Annotated in this window: 22 protein-coding genes and 1 tRNA gene; 14 read left to right on the top strand and 9 right to left on the bottom strand. The window is 55.1% G+C overall.

Annotated features, from left to right (window positions below; genetic code table 11):
• Nucleotides 1-35: 35 nt before the first annotated feature.
• The 7 genes from ACSYSS_RS07320 to ACSYSS_RS07290 all read left to right on the top strand — a co-directional run bounded on the left by ACSYSS_RS07320 (nt 36) and on the right by ACSYSS_RS07290 (nt 4,730).
• Nucleotides 36-1,070 carry a zinc-dependent alcohol dehydrogenase family protein gene (locus ACSYSS_RS07320; RefSeq protein ID WP_491704273.1) on the top strand — a complete coding sequence of 345 codons (1,035 nt, stop codon included), beginning with the start codon at nt 36-38 and terminating at the stop codon, nt 1,068-1,070.
• Between the two features lie 316 nt (nt 1,071-1,386).
• Nucleotides 1,387-1,779: a thiamine-binding protein gene (locus ACSYSS_RS07315; protein WP_491703364.1), complete on the top strand. Its 393-nt coding sequence runs from the start codon at nt 1,387-1,389 to the stop codon at nt 1,777-1,779.
• Between the two features lie 201 nt (nt 1,780-1,980).
• Complete coding sequence (locus tag ACSYSS_RS07310) at nt 1,981-2,829, top strand: MBL fold metallo-hydrolase (protein ID WP_491703363.1); 849 nt, start codon at nt 1,981-1,983, stop codon at nt 2,827-2,829.
• Between the two features lie 126 nt (nt 2,830-2,955).
• Nucleotides 2,956-3,606, top strand: coding sequence for a hypothetical protein (locus ACSYSS_RS07305; protein WP_491703362.1), 651 nt, complete (start codon nt 2,956-2,958; stop codon nt 3,604-3,606).
• Nucleotides 3,607-3,874: 268 nt separating this feature from the next.
• Complete coding sequence (gene relB / locus ACSYSS_RS07300; RefSeq protein WP_491703361.1) at nt 3,875-4,111, top strand: type II toxin-antitoxin system RelB family antitoxin; 237 nt, start codon at nt 3,875-3,877, stop codon at nt 4,109-4,111.
• Nucleotides 4,095-4,364, top strand: coding sequence for a type II toxin-antitoxin system RelE family toxin (locus ACSYSS_RS07295; RefSeq protein ID WP_491703360.1), 270 nt, complete (start codon nt 4,095-4,097; stop codon nt 4,362-4,364). The genes relB and ACSYSS_RS07295 overlap by 17 nt, the downstream gene beginning before the upstream one ends.
• Nucleotides 4,365-4,391: 27 nt before the next feature.
• Nucleotides 4,392-4,730, top strand: a complete 339-nt coding sequence (locus ACSYSS_RS07290) for a hypothetical protein (protein ID WP_491703359.1) — start codon at nt 4,392-4,394, stop codon at nt 4,728-4,730.
• 749 nt (nt 4,731-5,479) lie between these two features.
• On the opposite strand, the gene ACSYSS_RS07285 is transcribed toward ACSYSS_RS07290, so the two are convergent.
• The 3 genes from ACSYSS_RS07285 to ACSYSS_RS07275 form a co-directional block, all read right to left on the bottom strand.
• The gene (locus ACSYSS_RS07285) at nt 5,480-5,782 is read right to left on the bottom strand and encodes a BrnT family toxin (RefSeq protein ID WP_491703358.1); all 303 of its coding nucleotides are present in this window, start codon (nt 5,780-5,782) and stop codon (nt 5,480-5,482) included.
• 69 nt (nt 5,783-5,851) lie between these two features.
• On the bottom strand, nt 5,852-6,085 hold the full coding sequence (locus ACSYSS_RS07280) for a hypothetical protein (protein ID WP_491703357.1): 234 nt from the start codon (nt 6,083-6,085) through the stop codon (nt 5,852-5,854).
• Nucleotides 6,086-6,243: 158 nt separating this feature from the next.
• A tRNA-Ala gene (locus ACSYSS_RS07275) sits at nt 6,244-6,316 on the bottom strand.
• 150 nt (nt 6,317-6,466) lie between these two features.
• On the opposite strand from ACSYSS_RS07275, the gene ACSYSS_RS07270 reads away from it, so the two are divergent.
• A complete protein-coding gene (locus tag ACSYSS_RS07270; RefSeq protein WP_491703356.1) occupies nt 6,467-7,159 on the top strand; it encodes an L-ribulose-5-phosphate 4-epimerase in 693 nt (230 codons plus the stop codon).
• Between the two features lie 335 nt (nt 7,160-7,494).
• Here the strand turns inward: ACSYSS_RS07270 and ACSYSS_RS07265 are convergent, their stop codons facing one another.
• On the bottom strand, nt 7,495-8,073 hold the full coding sequence (locus tag ACSYSS_RS07265; protein ID WP_491703355.1) for an NADPH-dependent F420 reductase: 579 nt from the start codon (nt 8,071-8,073) through the stop codon (nt 7,495-7,497).
• A gap of 198 nt (nt 8,074-8,271) precedes the next feature.
• Between ACSYSS_RS07265 and ACSYSS_RS07260 the strand changes: the two genes are divergently transcribed.
• The 3 genes from ACSYSS_RS07260 to ACSYSS_RS07250 all read left to right on the top strand — a co-directional run bounded on the left by ACSYSS_RS07260 (nt 8,272) and on the right by ACSYSS_RS07250 (nt 9,206).
• Nucleotides 8,272-8,610 (top strand): winged helix-turn-helix transcriptional regulator, encoded by a 339-nt coding sequence (locus tag ACSYSS_RS07260; RefSeq protein ID WP_491703354.1) that lies wholly within the window; start codon nt 8,272-8,274, stop codon nt 8,608-8,610.
• Nucleotides 8,611-8,686: 76 nt separating this feature from the next.
• The gene (locus ACSYSS_RS07255) at nt 8,687-8,941 is read left to right on the top strand and encodes a type II toxin-antitoxin system RelB/DinJ family antitoxin (RefSeq protein ID WP_491703353.1); all 255 of its coding nucleotides are present in this window, start codon (nt 8,687-8,689) and stop codon (nt 8,939-8,941) included.
• Nucleotides 8,934-9,206: a type II toxin-antitoxin system YafQ family toxin gene (locus ACSYSS_RS07250; protein WP_491703352.1), complete on the top strand. Its 273-nt coding sequence runs from the start codon at nt 8,934-8,936 to the stop codon at nt 9,204-9,206. The genes ACSYSS_RS07255 and ACSYSS_RS07250 overlap by 8 nt, the downstream gene beginning before the upstream one ends.
• 156 nt (nt 9,207-9,362) lie before the next feature.
• On the opposite strand, the gene ACSYSS_RS07245 is transcribed toward ACSYSS_RS07250, so the two are convergent.
• From ACSYSS_RS07245 to ACSYSS_RS07230, 4 genes are all read right to left on the bottom strand, one after another.
• The gene (locus ACSYSS_RS07245) at nt 9,363-10,064 is read right to left on the bottom strand and encodes a LutC/YkgG family protein (protein ID WP_491703351.1); all 702 of its coding nucleotides are present in this window, start codon (nt 10,062-10,064) and stop codon (nt 9,363-9,365) included.
• Nucleotides 10,061-11,911 carry a LutB/LldF family L-lactate oxidation iron-sulfur protein gene (locus ACSYSS_RS07240; RefSeq protein WP_491703350.1) on the bottom strand — a complete coding sequence of 617 codons (1,851 nt, stop codon included), beginning with the start codon at nt 11,909-11,911 and terminating at the stop codon, nt 10,061-10,063. Before ACSYSS_RS07240 ends, ACSYSS_RS07245 begins: the two co-directional genes overlap by 4 nt.
• Nucleotides 11,908-12,726, bottom strand: coding sequence for a (Fe-S)-binding protein (locus tag ACSYSS_RS07235; RefSeq protein ID WP_491703349.1), 819 nt, complete (start codon nt 12,724-12,726; stop codon nt 11,908-11,910). Before ACSYSS_RS07235 ends, ACSYSS_RS07240 begins: the two co-directional genes overlap by 4 nt.
• 270 nt (nt 12,727-12,996) lie before the next feature.
• Nucleotides 12,997-13,674: a DedA family protein gene (locus tag ACSYSS_RS07230; RefSeq protein ID WP_491703348.1), complete on the bottom strand. Its 678-nt coding sequence runs from the start codon at nt 13,672-13,674 to the stop codon at nt 12,997-12,999.
• Between the two features lie 374 nt (nt 13,675-14,048).
• Between ACSYSS_RS07230 and ACSYSS_RS07225 the strand changes: the two genes are divergently transcribed.
• Both ACSYSS_RS07225 and rsmI read left to right on the top strand, forming a co-directional pair.
• Nucleotides 14,049-15,257 (top strand): glycoside hydrolase family 172 protein, encoded by a 1,209-nt coding sequence (locus ACSYSS_RS07225; RefSeq protein ID WP_491703347.1) that lies wholly within the window; start codon nt 14,049-14,051, stop codon nt 15,255-15,257.
• A gap of 42 nt (nt 15,258-15,299) precedes the next feature.
• Nucleotides 15,300-16,277 (top strand): 16S rRNA (cytidine(1402)-2'-O)-methyltransferase, encoded by a 978-nt coding sequence (gene rsmI / locus ACSYSS_RS07220; protein WP_491703346.1) that lies wholly within the window; start codon nt 15,300-15,302, stop codon nt 16,275-16,277.
• Nucleotides 16,278-16,357: 80 nt separating this feature from the next.
• On the opposite strand, the gene ACSYSS_RS07215 is transcribed toward rsmI, so the two are convergent.
• On the bottom strand, nt 16,358-16,951 hold the full coding sequence (locus tag ACSYSS_RS07215) for a hypothetical protein (RefSeq protein ID WP_491703345.1): 594 nt from the start codon (nt 16,949-16,951) through the stop codon (nt 16,358-16,360).
• 593 nt (nt 16,952-17,544) lie between these two features.
• On the opposite strand from ACSYSS_RS07215, the gene metG reads away from it, so the two are divergent.
• A complete protein-coding gene (gene metG, locus ACSYSS_RS07210; RefSeq protein WP_491703344.1) occupies nt 17,545-19,407 on the top strand; it encodes a methionine--tRNA ligase in 1,863 nt (620 codons plus the stop codon).
• Nucleotides 19,408-19,549 lie beyond the last annotated feature (142 nt).

Here is a 19,549-nt window from a genome sequence, read left to right as displayed (position 1 = left end):
TGAGTGAGCATGTGAACACAACTAAAGGCAAGACCATGCGGGCTGCGGTCTTCATGGGGCCGGGCAAGATGGAGGTCCAGGACGTGCCGGTGCCGGTGGTTGAGCTGCCGACCGATGCGGTGGTGCGTGTGGTGCGTGCCTGCGTGTGTGGGTCCGATCTGTGGTGGTATCGCGGTATCTCCCCGCGTGAGACCGGCAAGACCACGGGCCATGAGGCCATCGGCATCGTCGAGGAGGTCGGCAGCGAGGTGAAGCAGGTCAAGCCTGGCGACTTCGTTGTGGTTCCATTCACCCATGGCTGCGGCCATTGCGCCGCCTGCCGTGCCGGGTTCGACGGCAACTGCGAGAACCCCGACGCCGAGGGTGCCGGCGGGTACCAGGCGCAATATGTGCGCTACCCGCATGCCGACTGGGGCTTGGTGAAGGTGCCGGGCAAGCCTGAAGACTACAGCGACAGCCAGCTCAACTCGTTGCTCGCGCTTTCCGACGTGATGGCTACCGGTTACCATTCCGCCGCCAGCGCCGAGGTGGGTAAGGGCGACACCGTGGTGGTGATGGGCGACGGGGCCGTGGGGCTCTGCGGCGTCATCTCCGCCAAGCTGCGTGGGGCCAGCCGCATCATCGCCATGAGTCGGCATGCAGACCGTCAGGCGCTCGCCCGTGAGTTCGGTGCAACGGACATCGTGCCGGAGCGCGGGGACGAGGCCGTGAAGGCGGTGCGAGATTTGCTGGGTGGTGAAGGCGCTGATGCGGCGCAGGAGTGCGTCGGCACGGAGCAGTCGTTCGAAACCGCGCTCAAGGTAGTGCGTCCGGGCGCCGTCGTCGGTCGTGTCGGAGTACCTCAGGGTTTGCAGACCAACACCACCGAGCTCTTCTGGAAGAACATCGGCATCCGAGGCGGCATCGCCAACGTGACCACCTACGATCGCGAGTTGTTGCTCGATGCAGTGCTCAAGGGCGAAATCGACCCTGGCAAGGTATTCACCAAGCGCTTCGACTTGGAGCACATCGCCGACGCCTATGCCGCCATGGATAAGCGTGAGGCCATCAAGTCGCTCGTGGTGCTGTAAAAGAGCATTGACATTGCCGCTACGGTGATTTACAGCGGCATGGTGGCAACGGTGTGTCGCGTGTGTCTATGTGCAGAAGTTGGTGTGTAGAATGCCAGGATGATGCAGGGTATCGGTGCATGAGGTGTCCATCGGGTGCGTAGGACGCATAAGTTGGCCCAAAAGAACGGTTTCGAGCTCGCTTTCGTTCTTTTGAGCCAACAAAGCTATTGAGCTTCACTATAGTAACGGAATTGCTTTCGTTTCTGTCGTCGTTGCCTTCGCCTTGGGGCACATATCTGCGTAAGATATGCAATGAAATCAATAGGGGGAGATCATGGCAGAGACTGAGAACAGCAACATCGACCGTAGTGCAATCAAGCAGAAAGTGCCGATCGACCCAAAGACGGGCAAGCCATACATCAACACAGTTGCGGCGGTGGCCATCGCCCCATCCGGCACCGGCGCGGAGCTGAGCGAGCCGGTCTCCCAAGCCATCGAAGTGATTCGCGAGTCCGGGCTGCCCAACGAGACCAACGCCATGTTCACCAACATCGAGGGCGATCTGGACGCGGTGCTCAAGGTGGTCCGCGATGCCACGATGAAACTCGCGGGCCAGGGTTACCGTACCGGAGTCACCCTCAAACTCGATATTCGTCCCGGATTTGCGGGCCAGATCCACGAAAAGCAGCAGCTGGTCGATAGGATTCTGGAGAAGCAGCAAGATTAAAGTTGAATTGGTTGGTTGAGCACTTGCCAATCAACTGACGCAAACGGTTGCTTTGCTGGTTGTGAATGACCGTTTGGGTCAGCTAAAAGGTTTGGTCTGACGCAAACGGTTGGTTTGGTAGTGGAATGTGACCGTTTGGGTCAGATATCAGCGCTGTTGTAGCACGGGCATCGATAGGTTATGTAGTCAACGAGGTAAACGATGAAGTTACAGCACTTGGGCACGGCGGCAGCGGAACGCATTCCGGCGCTGTTCTGCAAGTGTGAGATATGCAGATACGCCAGGGTAGTGGGCAGAAAGGAGATTCGCACCCAGTCCCAGGCGCTTGTGGACGATGCGCTGCTGCTCGACTTTCCCGGCGACACCTATTTCCACTACATCCGTAACGATTTCGACCTGCCGTCCATCACTGCGCTGTTCGTCACGCACTGGCATTCCGACCATTTCTACGGTGAGGACCTGGCCTACCGCATGCACGAATACGTGAATGACAACCCGACGCACATGGATGTGTACGGCTCTGAAACGGTGGGCGGTTTCTATGAGCGCGCCTTCTTCCTTGAAGAGCGGCATGATGACAGCCGATTGACCTATCACGCCATGCATCCGGGTGAGCACGTCCAGGTAAAGACTCCGAACGGCAAGGAATACACCGTGTACGCGTTCGAGGCGAAGCATGGCCACGATTTCGGCGACTGTCTCTTCTACGGCATCACCGATGGCCGTTCCTCCCTGCTTTACGCCCACGATACCGCCTATTTCAAGGATTCCACGTGGGCCGACCTCGCCAAGGCTGGCCTCAAATATGGTTATGTTTCATTGGATTGCACGCATGCCCTCTGCACGGACCATTCGAGCGTTCACATGAATTTTGCGCAGAACCTTGAGGTGCGCAGTCGCCTCACGCAAATGGGCTTGGCGGATTCGAGCACGATTTTCGTCTCAAACCACTTCTTGCACAACGGCTTGACCATGTATGAACAGATGCAGGAGGCCGCGCAGAAGGAGGAGTTCTTGAGTTCCTACGACGGCATGGTCGCCGAATTCTAGTGAGCTTCATATTTTGGGGAACCGTGCACTGTGCACATTTCCCAAAATGTGAATTATATAAAATCTGCAAATAAAAAACGTATATACAATTGATTTCTACAATTGGTGGTGAAAGGGAGAAGAAGTATGGACTGGGGAAACGCGGTTGCAGTCGTTTCTTTGATTCTTTCGATATTGGTGTTTTACCGGGAGTATCGTAGGAAAGTCCGTTCGCAGGCTGAGGAAATATCTGCTTGGTGGGTTCGCGTAGATTTAGATAAGCATAAAGTGAAAATGCAAGACGGGAAATTCGATACTCCGGTAGATGATCCGAAGCGATATCGTGTTGGAATGCTACTGCAGAATTCATCCGACGCGCCTGTCTCAAATGTGTTGGTCGAAAGCACTGCGCTAAGGATGAAAAACGGCAAACGGGTAAAAGGCTGTGATTCTGCTGTTATAGAAGTGCCTGATATTACGATGAGTGTCTTGCCGCAGGGCAGTTATATAGCTATGCGAATTAATCCTGCGAAGGATTCAAAAGAGCGGAAGCGGGAGTGGGCGTTTCCGGAAGATGAAAAGTATTTTAAAGGTAGCAAGATTCGTCCGATTCTCAATTCGGATCAATGGACGGTGTGGACGTTAAGATTCGTTGATGCTTCCGGGCGTGCCTGGGTTCGTGATTTTCGCAGACATACTCTCAGTATTTCGTGGATATGGCATTTGATTCATCCCGAGGATACAATTGTAGATTGGTCAAAAAGCATCCGAAAAAAGAGACTGAACAAGCTGTATTAGTATCAAAATAGCATATGTTGGTGCTACGGAGCATCCAAAATTATCTCGTTGGAACCTGGAAACACCGCACGACAACCCCGGTGGAGCTGATGGTAATTGGCATAATGCGCGCTATTCCAGCAAAAACAAGATGCACTATAAAAATGTACCCCTGTATGTACCCCTATACCTATATCTATTTGAATGAAAATGGCTGAGAGCATAGGTGCGTATTCGTCGTGATAATATGAATACGATGAATACATGATTGTACTTAAGGAGGTACGTTATGGCGATGGCTGCGATGCCGGTCAGGGTGCCAGATGAGCTGGCCAGTCGATATGACAGATTGGCCAAGGCGACAGGGAGAACGAGGTCGTTTTACGTGAACGAGGCGCTCTCTGATGCCATAGACAAGCTCGAGTACGAGTACGGCATCCTGCAGAAGGTCGAGGACTACCGTGCCGGAAGGCTCAAGACCGTGAGCTTGGACGAGCTGGAGGAAAGCCTTGGCTTGGAGGATTGACGTTGACAAGGACGTCCAGCGGTCGATGAAGAAGCTGGACAGGCAGATAGCGAAGAGGATTACGTCCAAGTTGCGGGAAATCTCACAGCTTGAAGACCCGAGGAGCATGGGAAAGGCTCTTGTCGGTAACCTGGCCGGTCTGTGGCGCTATCGGGTGGGAGACTACCGCATCGTGTGCGACATCGAGGACGACGTTCTGGTGGTGCTCGTTATTGACGTCGCGCACAGGAGCAAGGTCTACAAACGCCACTGACAACTTACGCAGATGATGGAGGCAACGATGGGACAGGTTGGCGAGCAACAGCCTTGGCACTTCGACATCGAATTCGATGAGGAGAAGACCGCAAGGAATGGTTATGACATTGAAGAACTCTATGACTGCGTAGACAAGAACGTGACCCCATACGGCAATATCCGCACAGGCCGCGGCTCTTGGCAGGCCAAGAACCGCAAGGTGCAGTTCGGCGCATTGTGTCCTGTGGTCACGATGCTCTCGAAGCAGCCTTGGGTGATGATGAACATCAAGTCGTTCAGAACCTACGAGGATATGAACGAACCTGATGGCGAGGACTACCTTGCTGCTGTCCGCAGGATGCGTCCGACGCTCATCTATGATTAGAATCGGAGTGTCGCGCAATGGAGCTCGACCGACAAAATCGCTTGATGTAAAGAAAAAGGCAACCAGCTTATAAAAAGTCGATTGCCTTTTTATGCACAGCAGCCCTACTTTGCGAGCTATACTTAAGTTGCTCGACGGTCTTGTGGGGTCCTGCAAGCCCCAGACAAGGTCTGAACCATTCGAATGCCGACACATTCAAAGGTCTTTCTGAGCCACGTCTTAGAGTATACCCTCATTGCCGTGAAATTCGAATAGTCCAGATGCATTTATGTGATTCCTCTGCGCCTCCTGCGCGCCCCGGTAGAACAAGCAAGGATACGGAGCAGTGAAGGCGCCATTAGACGTAGGGGCATTGAAAAGCTAAAAATCAAAAAATAAAACCTGAAGCGCTATGAGCGCCAGCAAAGTCCATGTCGTGGCTTAAGGACGATTCTGTAGCAAAAACCCGCACGAGGTCGCAATTTCCATGGTGGCTTCACCGTGGAAATCGCTTGACGTGCTTTCGTTTTGCCATACAGCGAAAGTAGGAGAGCCGTAGCTCGCATCAGCCTAGTTAAATGTAAGGTGTTTCTTTTGCTGCCGGCACTCAGTTAAAAACATATTGATAATCGTTTGATAGGGAACGCCGGTACGACGAGATTCGTTCTTGAAGTAGTTAATGTTTTCCGTATCAATGTTCATAGTCACTGGCTTACGAACCCGGTTTGCATACGGGTTTTTGACGCTATGCGTGAAGTCATATTCTTTTCTCATTTTCTGTACCCCCAATACTGACGTTCCTCGTTTTTAGTTGCTCGCCTTGCTGAGATGATTCTGATTGTTGATCCGCCATCTCTCAAACAATGGCAAACCGTGAGCACGCGAGCCGATAGGCTCATCCCTAACAAGATGAAGCGCTGCTCGTCATCCGAGTGGTCGGGGTCATCGATAAGGCGTGCACACTGGTCTGAGAATGCTTCGGAAGCTTCTTCAAACGTAATGTTGTGCTTGCGTTTGTTTATCTCGGCCTTGGTGTCATCCCACTCAAAGCGTATGTCTTCACTTTTCACCATATTTATACTATACATACATTGTAAATATATCTCAAGACGGTGAAGCCGCGACTGGAGGCATGTGCTGGACTACGGCATTATCAGAGTCGAGAAAGTGAAGTCTACAGCGGTTGGCGCGATGCAGTGCCACAACGACCGATTGTCCGCCTCAACAAGCTGGCGTTCCTTGGCGAGCCACCCTTGAGCAGTGAGTCTGTCCGGAAACAGACGCTCCACTGTGGCGCCTGGCTTATGTGGATTCTGATAGCGCGCCCGCCATGAATGTCGGCGGCCCCAGACCACGCTGCCCCAACCTTCCTTCATTTCATGCAATCATCATCTCACAGGATGTACCCCTATAAAGTGGGAATCAGCGGACGCTGGTGGACATCTGTGGAAAACGGAAAAGTCACGAAAACGTTGGAAAATCAAGGAAACTGAAGGAAAAAGAGAGCATAGCAGAACCTGCGAAAACACGTCAGTGGAGCTGATGGTAATCGAAACCACGACCTCTTCGATGCGAACGAAGCGCTCTACCAACTGAGCTACAGCCCCAGTGTCTTTTTCAAGACAACATTACATATCTTAGTATGGCTGTGGTACAAGTGCAATTTTCGCGGGTTGCAGGTTGGGCCAGTTCTATGTGCGCGTTAACATAGTGATGGTTGTGCACGACGAAATGTGCACGGAGTGAAAGGAACGAATATGGCAACGTTGGCGGATTATGGTCCGGAAGTGCAGGCTGAGGTCAAGCAGGTGCGTGAGCAGGTGGCCACGCTTCATGAGCAGCTGATCAAGTGGAATCTGGTGGTTTGGACCGCAGGCAACGTCTCTCAGCGCCTGCATACCGCCGATCTCATGGTGATCAAGCCCTCGGGCGTGCGTTATGAGTATCTCACCCCGGCTTCGATGGTGGTCACTGATCTTGAGGGCAACGTGGTGGATGGCATCGAGGCCCCGAGCTCCGATACGAAGTCGCACGCGTACATCTACCGCAATATGCCTGGGGTCTACGGTGTGGTGCACACGCATTCCACGTATGCCACGGCTTGGGCCGCTGCCGGCCGCGACATCCCCTGCGGTCTGACCATGATGGGCGACGAATTCGGCGGCCCGGTGCCGGTCGGCCCGTTCAAGCTTATCGGCAGTGAGGAAATCGGCAAGGGCGTGGTGGAGACGCTGAAGAAATACCCGCATTCGCCCGCCGTCATCATGCAGAACCACGGTCCCTTCACCATTGGCAAGGATGCGGAAGCTGCGGTGAAGGCCGCCGCCATGACCGAGGAAGTGGCGCACACCATGTGGGCCGCTGAGCAGCTGGGCGGTGCCAAGCCGATTGCCCCCGAGGACATTGCCAAGCTCAACGATCGCTACACCAACGTCTACGGCCAGCACTGAGTTTGTCTGCACTGAATGCTGAGCGATGATTCGTGGGTAAAACACATCGAACTATCTCATTGAAAGCGGAAGAATGCGCCAAAATCTTCAGATTTTGGCGCATTCTTCATGTCGTAGGGCCAAGGAAAACGTTCCATGAGCACTTTTCTGAGTTGTTTCGTCAGTTCTGATTTTGGGAATGGCTTGTTTCCACCGTTTCGCTGAATCAGGATTTTTAGGTATCGACTAATTCTTCATAAAAGTGCTCACGGAATGAACACCACTTGGTTTTTGTCTCTTTTCTGGTTGATTGAGTGTCAGGGGAGCGGCATTTCTTTTCGGATTATTGCTGCTGGTCACTGCAGTACCGCGAAGCCGCCGTCGAAGCCGATTTTACCGGCCATGCCCATTGCCAGCTGCAAGAATCCCGTGGCCTCCAGCTCGCGCGCACGCTTGAGGCTCCCGGCATCGATGGCGTTCAATCCGGCCTTCTTCACGACGTCGACAAGCTCAGACTTGGCACCTTCGTCGTCGCCAGCTACAAGCACAGTAGTTTGATTTGGTCCGACTTTTTTGGAATTCAGGCTACCCGCGAAGGTTGTGTTGAACGCTTTCAAGACGTGAGAATCAGGTAGCTTGGCCTGGAGTTCCGCTGCCGCTGAGCTATCGGGGGCGGGAAGCAGCGAATCCATGGTGCTGAAGTCCACGGGGTTGGTGATGTCGACCACGGTGCGGCCTTTGAATTGGCTTCCGAAGGTTTCGGCAATGGTGGCGAGGGCTGGGTAGGGCACGGCGAGCACGACGATGTTGCCTTCGATGGCGGTGTCGGAGCCGGACTTGCTGTCGAGTGCTTGCACCTGCCAACCGGCGCCTTCGAATACGCCTTTGATGGCGGTTCCCATGTTGCCGGTGCCGAAGATTGTTGCTGTTGCCATATTAGTCTCCTTTGTTGTTTACTGCTAACATTATGTTAGCACTAAAATAATGTTAGTGCCAAATCGAAAAATCGTGTATCATGGAAGCCTGGAAATAATCGGGCATTCACCGGTCAGGTTCAGAGGGTATGGCTATAGATTGTCGGACTGACCGTGGATAGCTATGTATAATATCGTAGATTTTTAGGGGAGTTGGTCATGAGTCAGGCGGCGCACATGGGTTACAACGTGTTTTCGGCGAAGTGCCCTTCGCGAGGTTTGCTCAACGATGTGACAAGCAGATGGAGCATCCTTGTGCTTGCCGCTCTGCGGGAAGGCGATGCCAGGTTCTCGCAGATTCGACGCAAGGTGGAGGGCATCAGTGACCGTATGCTTTCCTACACCCTGAATCTGCTTAGCGAGGACAAGCTCATCGTGAACAAATCCGAAGGCCATGCCTCCGTCTATTCCTTGACCGATGCCGGCCGCACCATTGCATGCAAGGCCCAGGACATGTTCCAGTCCCTCTACGCTGCCTTGGGTCAGATGGCCGAATAGGTTGCTTTGTGTTTGGCATAATCAATATAATGAGTACAATGTAAGTACATTGGATTTATATAGATGGGAAGTAATTATGGAAATGAATACTAGGGTGCAGGTTCGAAGCAATAAGGAGCTTAAGAATGAGGCATCTGTTTTGCTTGAGAATATGGGCCTTGATCTGACTACTGCGGTGAACATGTTTTTGAGGCAGATTGTTAATAAACGTGAGTTCCCCTTCCAGCCTGAGGCTTCCTCATTTGAGTCCGCTGTACTCTCAGCGATAGATGAGCCTTCGATTCCAGTGAAGGATGATGCAGCGTTTGATGAGATGATTGCGGATGCGTAGTGTATATGTGGAACCTGCGTTTCTTCGTGATGTAAAACGGCTTAAACAAAAGCACTATGATATGCGGTTGCTTTCGGCAGTTCAGGTTGCACTGCGTACGAATGACAGGCAAATACTCGTTGGTCGGTATCGTGATCATCAGCTGAAGGGGAGTCTCAGGAGATTCCGTGAGCTTCATGTTCAAGATGATTGGCTGGTTGTCTATCTCGTGGAGGGTGATCAGCTGACACTTGTGCGTACAGGCACTCACGACGGTCTATTGTAATCCTCAGCACTTGCGCTAGAAACGAGCCCCATCCCTGCAGAAAGCGGTTATCCACAGATAGGTGTTGCGCTGGCGTAAGACTTGGCCGAGCGGCCCGGAGCGTCCAGCGCAACACCTATCTGTGGATAACCGCGGCGTGCCTAGAAGGGAAATCACCTACATGTCTGTGACGACCAAATACGTCATTTCCAGCGGCCCGTGCACGCCGACTACAAGCACCATTTCGATGTCTCCAGTTGAAGAGGTGCCGGTGATGAAGTTGATGTTGGAGGTCTTGAGCTCGCCGGATTTGATGGCCGGGTCGTAATAATCCATGGCTTGCCTGGTGCGCGGCACGATCTTCGATTTGTGGATGATCGAAAGATAGTGTACCGGCAGGAAGTGGAATGCGCGGCCTTGGCCCGGTGTGGTCGGAGCCGTGATGGTGCAGCTTTCGGCGCAGAGGAAGTCCGCGAATCCGATGGCTGCCTGTGCTTCGGATGCCGTCTTGATGTTGGCTTCACGCCCGGCGCCGGGAACCCAGAACGTGGGTTTTGGACTAAGCCCGTCGCGCCAGCTTTCGAGTCCGAACTCGGCGAAATCCTCATCATCGGTGGGCAGCATCAGCGGCCCGCTCGCATTGGCGGCAACGAACTTATCAAGTGAACCGGCAAGATCGGCTTTGGTGCAGGTCTGAAAGTCCACGTGCACCGCAGGCGCGTTTTTGCGTGCGATCTCAAGTAGTTCGTCCTGGGAATGCCCGGACATCGTGCTTTCAGGCAAATCGTTGACCGGCACCAATGGGTTGTCTTTCAGCTGGTGCCGTGGCCTGCCGCTTTTCTCAGCGAGATAGTCAAGGAATGTTTCGCGATCGGTCATTGCTTCTGCACCTTTCCAGTCTCAGACCATGCAGGCACCTTGCCCTGCTTCTGCTGCCCGGCGTTAGCTTCACGTACCAAATCGGGCACGCGCTGTCCATAGGTCTCCTCCTCGATGGAGCCGAGTGAAACCGGCACAGTGTCCGCGCTTAATGGGGTTGGCTTCACGTGGCCCTCCCTGCGCTTGGAGACCGAGTTGTCGAACTTGCCGAATGCGTCGTCCGCGTCGTTCGGGTTCTTGGCCAGTTGTGCCGCCTGCGTCTGCGCGAACTGCGAAGCAGACCCTTGGGCCTTCTTGCGCTTGAAGTACCAGCTGCGGAAGTTTTCGGAATGCTTGGGTGGCTGGGGAAGGTCACGAACCTTGGTCCAGCCGCCGAATACGAGCGGCATCCACTCCTCATGCCTGCCTGTGGTGTTGAGGTTGGCGGCGGTGTCCGGCTCTCGCTTGGTTTCGCCATCCTGCCCCTTGACCTTCACGCCCTTCTTGGCGATGGGATCCGTCACCACATGGTCGAAGGCCAAGGCGGTGCGGAAGAGCGAGGAGTGACCGGTGCCTATGCCGATTACCTTCATGGTCATGTCGGCGATGGCGGCACCCATATGGTCGTCGTTCATCTCGATTTCGCGGTGTTTGAGCAGCAACTCGTGCAAAGGAATCTTCACTGGGCATGTGGCTGTGCATGCCGAGCAAAGGCTGCACGCGTATGGCAGATCATGGAAGTCCTCGTAGTCGCCCTGCAGAATGGGGGAGAGCACGGCACCGATGGGGCCGGGGTAGACGGAGCCGTAGCCCTTGCCACCGATGTGGCGGTAGATGGGGCATACGTTGAGGCAGGAACCACAGCGGATGCATTGCAGAATCGGCTCGAAGTCGGTGCCCAACGCGTTGCTACGCCCGTTGTCGACGATGACCACGTAGAAATCCTCGGGTCCGTCGGATTCTCCCGGCTGTTGTGGCGAGGTGAATGTGCAATATGAGGTGAGTTTGGTGCCCACGGCGCTGCGGACAAGCATGTTGTCCATCGTCTCGGCCTCTTTGAGGGTCGGCACCATGCGTTCCATGCCCATCACCACCACTTGGGTCTTCGCGATGGCCATGGAGAGGTCGGCGTTGCCCTCGTTGGTCACGATGTTGACCATGCCGGTGTCTGCCACGGCGAAGTTGCATCCGGTGATTGACATGTCGGCCTCAAGGAAGCGCTGGCGCAGCACCTTGCGGCTGAAGCGTGCCTCCTCCTGGGGGTCGTTGCTGCCCTCGTAGCCGAGCTTCTCGTGGAACACCTTCTGCACGCGGTCGCGGTCCTTGTCGATGGCGGGGAAGACGAGGTGCGTGGGCTCGTCCCAGTTGTCCTCTTCAAGGATGAACTCCGCCAAGTCGGTCTCGGTGACTTCCACCCCGGGAATCTTCAGGAGCGCCGGGTCCAGGCCGATTTCAGAGGTGACCATAGACTTGGGCTTGACGATGTGCCTGGCCTGTTTCTTCTTCGCCAGGTTAACAATGAAATCGCGTGCCTCAACGTCGGTCTGTGCAAAGAACACATGCCCGCCGCGTTTCTCCACGTTGTCGCTGAACTCTTCAAGGTAGTCGGGCAGGTAGCGGATCACGTGTTGGCGAATCTGCTCGCCAAGGTCGCGCCAGCCCTCCCAGTTGCCCAGCTCGGCGCGTGCGGTCTCGCGCTTGACCCACTGCGCGTCCTGCGCCTTGGCCACGGCCCGGCGTGCGAAGGTGTCCTTTTCGGAGTTGGCCACACGCTCATCGAAATCAGGTTTTTGATCGCGGATCATGGTGCCGGTCTTTTTGCCGGTGCGTTGGAACATCGTGTCGCCGACGAAAGCTGTCTTGCTCATACCAGCGCCTCCTCTTGCTTGTTGGATTCCTCCAGATATTGGCGGTCGAGCTCGGCCCGCTCCTCAGCGTCTACATAACGGACACGACTCATGTCGACATTGCTGTTGAGCACCTCCGCCAGGTGCATGATTGTGATTTTCCTGCCTTCGCGGTTGAAGCGTCCACCGATGTTCATGAGGCACCCCGGGTCACAGGAGATGAGTACGTCGGCGCCGGTGCTTTGCACGTCCGCCACCTTCTCATTGACCATCTGACGCGACACCTCAGGCACCTTCATGGAAAACATGCCGCCGAATCCACAGCAGTTCTCAATGTGGGGCAGAGGAGTTACATTCAAACCTTTGACATGTTCCATGAGGATGAACGGGCTTTCGCGTTCCCCCAGCAGCCGCGTCATGTGGCAGGAGCGGTGATAGGTGGCGTGTGCGTCAAGCTCGGCTCCGGCGTCGAGCACACCGAGCACACGGTACATGAACTGCGAGAACTCATAGGTCTTGTCGGCCAGAGTACGTGCCTTGGCCTTGTATTCCGGGTCTTCCAGATGGAACTGCAGTTCCTTGAGCATGTTGACGCACGAACCGGCGGGTCCCACGATGTAGTCGGTGTCCTCGCTCATGAGCGCGTCGACCTCGTTCTCCATGGTGGCCTTCGACTCTTTGACATATCCGCTGTTATAGGTGATTTGCCCGCAGCAGATCTGCTGCTTGGGCATGTAAGTCTCGCAGCCGAACCTTTCGAGCACCTCAACCATGGCTTTGCCGACATTTGGAAACACCAAATCGACCAGACACGTGGAGAATATAGTCACTTTCATGCTGCCTCTTTTCGTTGTCGTGCCTCGTCCGGCAAATGATGTCAAGGTGTGCGCGGCACAACGTACACCCACATAACCGCTTCGTTTCACATGCTATCCGCTAAATGCTATTGTATAACGATGCAAGCTGGATGTAGAATCGATTGGGAGTTTTGCGATTTCTGTCTGATAATTAGGTGAATTGTCCTGATGTTGTTTAAACCGATGTGGAAGATTTGCGCAGTTAGGATTATGCGTCTAGTGTTTCGATCATTGGTTGTATGGCGCAGATCAGTTTTTGGGAGTTGTGGACTTGTGTCCTAATTTTGCCTTGAGTAGGCCGATGATGGTCGGGAGCAATGAAATCAGCAGAATCGCAACGATGACGAATTCAAAGTTGTCCTGCACAACTGGAATGCCACCGAAGAAGTAGCCCAGCAGCGTGAACAGCATGGACCAGACGATCCCGCCAAGTGCGGAAAACGGTATGAAGCGGCTCCAGCGCATGCCTGAAAGTCCGGAGATGAATGGCATGAATGTGCGGATGAAGGGAAAGAAACGACCAAGGAACACGGCCAGCGGACCCCACTTTTCAATCATGTTCTCTGTCTTGGCGATGCGTTCGGGGGTCATGGCCTTAATTTTACCGGAGTCCATGATGCGCCGACCGAAGAAGTGTCCGATGAAATAATTGCACTGATCGCCGATAATCGGCGCAAGGATGACCACCGGCAGCAAAACGAAAATGGGCAGAGCGGCTTTACCGGTCACTGCGTCCGGAGCGGCAAAGAAACCGGCTGCAAACAGTAACGAGTCGCCCGGAAGGAATGGGAAAATCACCACACCGGTCTCAATGAAGATAATCAAGAAAATAAAACCCAGTGTGGGAGCCACCCCCATGGAGATCCAACCCGCAATGATGGTGCGGGGGTCTTTCAGAAGTTCAATGAGGAATTTGATAAAGCCCATATGGTGTGTCCTGTTGTTCCAATCGTTGGTCTGGTTGCAAAAGTGACATCACAACCGTATCAGTTGGTGTATCCGGCGTATGAATTGCCAAAATGATTGGATATTCATTCAGAGGGGACTTTTCTAGGCCTATCTATACCTAATCGAGATATGCTCAAGATGGAAACGTTGGAATTCCGCCATTCTTGATGTTGGTTACAAAACAGTTTCCAAGAAAAGTCCCCTCTGAATATTGTCGAGCGCAAAGTTTGGGATAACGATGGATGGATACCGGGCGAGAGGAGAAACGGAGCTTCATCGTATGTGATTTGTCATAGTATGGCTATTAAAGCCACTGCTACAACTGGCATGGATAAATATAGAGAAAGACACTGATGACTCGTACTCAGATAATACCGCCGCATGAAATTCCTAGAGATTTTGGCTCCGGCATGCTTGATTCGTTCGCCGTACCCTCGTCAGGCCGCTCGCGGTGCATCAACGCTGAGAACCCCCACGGCGAAAAAGGCAAGGCAGCCATGACGGCCAGTCGCCTTGGGCCAGGCCGCAAGGGTACGCCATGTTTGGGTACGGTTCCGGCAGGCGAGTCGGTCACGCTGATGGATGTGGACGGACCAGGGGTGATCCGCCATATTTGGATGACCGTGACGGACAAGACTTCGCCGACCGGTCCGAATGTGCTGCGTAATCTGATCCTTGAGTTCTACTGGGATGGTGAGGAGAGTCCGTCCGTGGTCTGCCCCATAGGCGATTTCTTCTGCTGCGGGCATGCCCAGGCCTGCCGTGTCAATTCGATGCCGATCATGGTGGCGCCCAATAGAGGGTTCAACTCCTATTTCTCCATGCCGTTCGAGCATGCCAGGATTGTGCTGCGCAATGACCACAACGAGGATGTGCCCGCCTTCTTCTACCAGATTGACTACACCGAGTACGACGCGCTGCCGGCGGATGCCATGCGCTTCCACGCGCAGTGGCGGCGTGAGCGTGTGACGCAGGAGGGTCAGGATTACACCATCCTCGACGGCGTGCATGGCCGGGGCACCTACGTGGGCACGTATCTCGCGCTCACTGCGCTCGAAAGCCGCTGGTGGGGCGAGGGTGAGGTCAAGATGTATATCGACGGCGATAGCGATTACCCCACGTGGACCAGCACCGGCACCGAGGACTATTTTGGCGGTGCTTGGAGCTTTGGGCCGTTTGATGCCGCCTCAGCTACCAGCGACCCCCACTTTGGCGCCGAAGGGCTTCGCGGGGCGCATGCCTCGGCGCCCGGTGAGATGACCGAGCAAACCTATTGCAGCCCCTTCGTTGGATTCCCCTTCTACTCGCAGACCTTGGTGGGGCGGGGAAGCGACTATTGGGACCAGGCAACTCCGGTGATGCGGGGCCTGTACCGATGGCACCTGCCTGACCCTATTTACTTCCAGAATGATTTGCGGGTCACATTGCAACAGATCGGCACCGACGAAAACGGACTCTTTGAGCGTAGTGACGATGTGGCTTCCGTGGCCTATTGGTATCAGGCCGAGCCGCACAGCCCATTTGAGCCGATTGGTGACCGGCATTTCCGCCAGCCGCGATGATTATGGTTCAGGTTCATACACATCCTGCGCCATACTGGAGGTATGACGCAGGAAGATGATGAATCGTTGCAGGTTGCCATTCCTAAGGGCACAGTGGTGTTGGCGGCCACGCCAATCGGCAACATGGGCGATGCCTCGGCCCGCTTGGTTGCATTGCTTGAGCATGCCGACATCGTGGCGGCTGAGGATACCCGTAGGCTGTACGATCTGGCCAATCGTCTCGGTGTGCGCGTGGGCGGTAGAGTGATTGCCTATCACGACCACAACGAGCACAGCAAGGCCGATTCGTTGCTGGACGAGGTGGAGCGCGGCGCCACCGTGCTGCAGGTGAGCGATGCCGGCATGCCCACGATCAACGACCCAGGCATGACCTTGGTGCGCCATGCCATCGACCGTGGGATTCCGGTCACCTGCGCCCCCGGTCCCAGTGCGGTGCTTGATGCGCTCGCCCTTTCTGGGCTGCCTACCGATAAGTTCTGTTATGAGGGCTTCCTCCCTCGCCGCCATTCCGAACGTGTGCGCTACCTGCGCACCATGCGCTTCGAGCGTCGCACCATTGTGTGGTACGAAACCTTGCACCGCATCGATGAGTCTATGGCCGACCTGCTTGCTGTCTTTGGCCCTGATCGGCAGATGGCGATGGCCCGCGAGCTCACCAAGGACCATGAGCAGATCCGTCGCGGCAGCGTCGCCGAAATCCGCAAGTCCGTGGTCGATGACCCTCCTCGTGGTGAAATTGTGCTTGTGGTTGCGGGAGTCAGCGACGAGGAATTGCTAGCGCTTTCCGCTGTGCGGGCTGGCCAGGACGATGTGGGTAGCTCCGTGGCCGGTGTGCAGGATGGCGGTGCCGCCATGCTTGGCACCGCGCAGCTGGCCAAGCTGGCCATTCAGCAGTCTCAGGAGCAGGGCATTCGCATCAAGGATGCCATCAAACAAGTGGCGAAGAACCATCCGCTTGCCGACGGCTCGCTGCCCAGCCGCAAGGATATTTACGAGCAGGTGCTGAAGTTGAAACCATGAAGTCGGTGCCTTGAATGGCGTTGTCTTCTGGACATCGACCACCTGATGACGGCGGACACAAGGTGGATTGCTGAATTCGCCTAAAAACAGTATTTGATCGATTCGAAGAATTTACGCGCCTGCGACGTATTGGGCCAGAACTTGTTGGCATTGATGATGTCAAGGCATTCCTGTGGGCTGAAGTGATAGTCGGAAATCAACGCGCAGGCGGCCTCGCGTGCCATGCTGTTATATTCACGGCACGGCTCTGACAGACATGATTCATATGTCATTTCGGCCGATTCCTGGATCTCTGGTTCCGCTTCTTCGTTGTTGGCGGTCAAGGTCTCGGTCAGCAGCATGATGTCGCATGCTGTTCGCGCGGGTGATGTGATGGCGAGTCTGCCTATATGCCTGATCTGGGCCGCTGGTGCCTTGCGGTCGTATGTGCGGATTTTACGGCCATGCACCATTGAACGGTAGTGTGAGTGTGAGAGCACGTCAATGCGATCGGGCAATTTGCCGCCAAGCCAGACCCATGCGGCACTGAGTGCGCATGCCGTTGCGCGGGCAGGCACGAGATTCGTCATGATGATGCCTCTGCCGAACAGCGTCTGTGAATATTGCGACAAATACCCGAAGGCTCCGTCCAAAGGAATCAATATGTTCTGATTGTGCAGAAGTCTCACGCTCATCGGTCCAGGAAGATTCCCTGTGCTCAGCAAGATGGACGAGGTTGTGGGCGTTGCCGTTGCTTGGCTGTAACCGCGGCGGATCGGTGTTGTGCTGTGATGCCTGCTGGGTGTGGGTGGGGTGGCATGGCGTCTGGTCGGCGATATTACTTCACCATTCACTCGCGGTCGGTGCGGTGGGGGAGGTGCGCTGGCCGGACGTGTATCGGGAGGTCTTCTGTTTGCCGACTCTTGGCGCATGCCCTTCGGTCTCGATATCACCGAAGTCGGTTGACTCGGTTCCTGCATATTGCCTCCTTCATCTGGTGTTCTTTCGGGCTGTACCGCCTTAATGCGAACAGATTCGTCCCGGTTGTAGCTCGAATCCTATGTAAGTCGGTCGGTAAGGTCGAATCGGCATGTGTAAAAAGTGGATATGTGTGTAACCGTGCAGGTGTCGTACGTCGTTGTGGATGGCACCGTGGATGATATTGAGAAGCGTTGAAGACGAATTATATGTGCACCTACGCTTCAACGGCTTAACGGACCTGCGATGCTTGGGCTGTGCGTGCTAGGGAACGCATGTCCTGTCCCCGCTGAGCCCGATAATCGAAGCTATGACTCATATTTTGGTTAATGTCGCCTGGCCGTATGCCAATGGTCCCCGTCATATCGGCCACGTTGCCGGTTTTGGCGTGCCCTCTGATGTATATGCCCGCTATGAGCGCATGAAAGGCAATGATGTGCTCATGGTCTCCGGCACGGACGAACACGGCACCCCCATCCTCGTCGAAGCAGACAAAGAGGGCATGAGTGCCCAGGAACTGGCCAACCGCTACAATCGCGTCATCGTCAAAGACTTGTGCGACCTGGGCTTGAGCTACGACCTCTTCACCCGCACCACCACCGGCAACCACGAGCATGTGGTGCAAGAGATGTTCAAGCAGTGTCTCAAGAACGGCTATATCTATAAGGGCAAGCAAAAGGTCGCCATCTCGCCCTCGACCGGGCGCACGCTGCCCGACCGCTACATCGAGGGCACGTGCCCCATCTGCGGGGCGGATGGCGCCCGCGGAGACCAGTGCGACAACTGTGGCAACGAGCTCGACCCTGACGAGCTCATCAACCCGGTTTCGAAGATCAACGGCGAGACGCCTCGCTTCGAGGAGACGGAGCATTTCTTCCTCGACCTGCCGGCGCTTGCCGATGCCAACCTCAAATGGCTCAAGAGCCGCAAAGGTTGGCGCACCAACGTCATCAACTTCTCGATCGGCCTGTTCAAAGAGGTCAAGCCCCGCGCCATCACGCGCGACATCGACTGGGGCATTCCGGTGCCGGTGGAGGGCTGGGTCGACAACCCCAACAAGAAACTGTACGTCTGGTTCGATGCAGTCATCGGCTACTTGTCTGCGTCCATAGAGTGGGCACGCCGTAAAGGAAAGCCCGAGGCGTGGCGCGACTGGTGGAACGATCCGAAGTCGCCTGGCTACTACTTCATGGGTAAGGACAACATCACGTTCCACTCCCAGATCTGGCCATCTGAGATTCTCGCCTATAATGGCGAAGGTTCCAAGGGCGGTGAACCGGGAGAATTCGGCCGTCTCAACCTGCCTGAGCAAGTGGTGGCCAGCGAATTCATGACCATGGAGGGCAAGAAGTTCAGCTCCTCGCGCGGCATCGTCATCTATGTCAAGGACATTCTGGCACGGTACCCCGTGGATGCCGTGCGCTACTACATTTCCGTGGCCGGCCCAGAGACCAGCGATGCCGACTTCACATGGTCTGAATTTGTACGTCACAATAACGAGGAGCTCGCCGCCAGCTGGGGCAACCTCGTCAATCGTGTGGCCAGCCTCATTCACAACAAGTTCGGTGAGATTCCTCCGTTGGATGAGGATTCAATGACATCTGAAGATCGCGGTCTGCTTGAGGAGAGTGCCAATGCCTTCGATACGGTGGGTGGGCTCATCGAGCGCCACCATCAGAAGAACGCCCTGAACGAGGCCATGCGCCTGGTGGGAGACATCAACAAGTACATTTCGGCTGTCGAACCTTGGAAAATCAAGGACGACGATGCACGCCTGGGCACAGTGCTCCACACATGTGCACAGGCGGTTTCGGATGCCAACCATCTGCTCGCCCCGTTCCTGCCGCATTCCGCACAAAAGGTGTGGGAGGCGCTCGGTGGCACTGGTACGTTCTCCCCATTGCCGCGCATCGAAGAGGTGGAGGACCTGGACAAGCCTGGCTTCAGGTATCCCATCATCACAGGTGACTATGAGCTTGGCCGCAATGTGCATCCTTGGTCCAGCGAAACGTTGGTTACCGGCACCCCGGTGCCCAAGCCGTCTCCCATATTCCAGAAGATTCCCGACGAGGCTGTGGCAGAGGAATTGGCACGGTTCGAGAAGGACTTGGCAAAAAGGAAGGCTGCGGAGAACGCGCGATTGGAAACAGAGAAGGCGAAAATTCAGCACTGAGCCCCTTGTCGGCCGGGTTCGGCGCTGAGCTGCCGAACGTGGCCAAAGAGTCGGCACTATGGTTCATTGCCATAGTCGCAGGCTTCAAGGGCTTGGTGGGTAGTTGATGGCACTCTTCCAAGCCCCGCGGCACAATGGACAC

The organism is Bifidobacterium sp. ESL1118 (assembly GCF_058505595.1).
The sequence above is the reverse complement of the archived record's forward strand: the minus strand, read 5'-3'. Positions and strand labels throughout refer to the sequence as shown.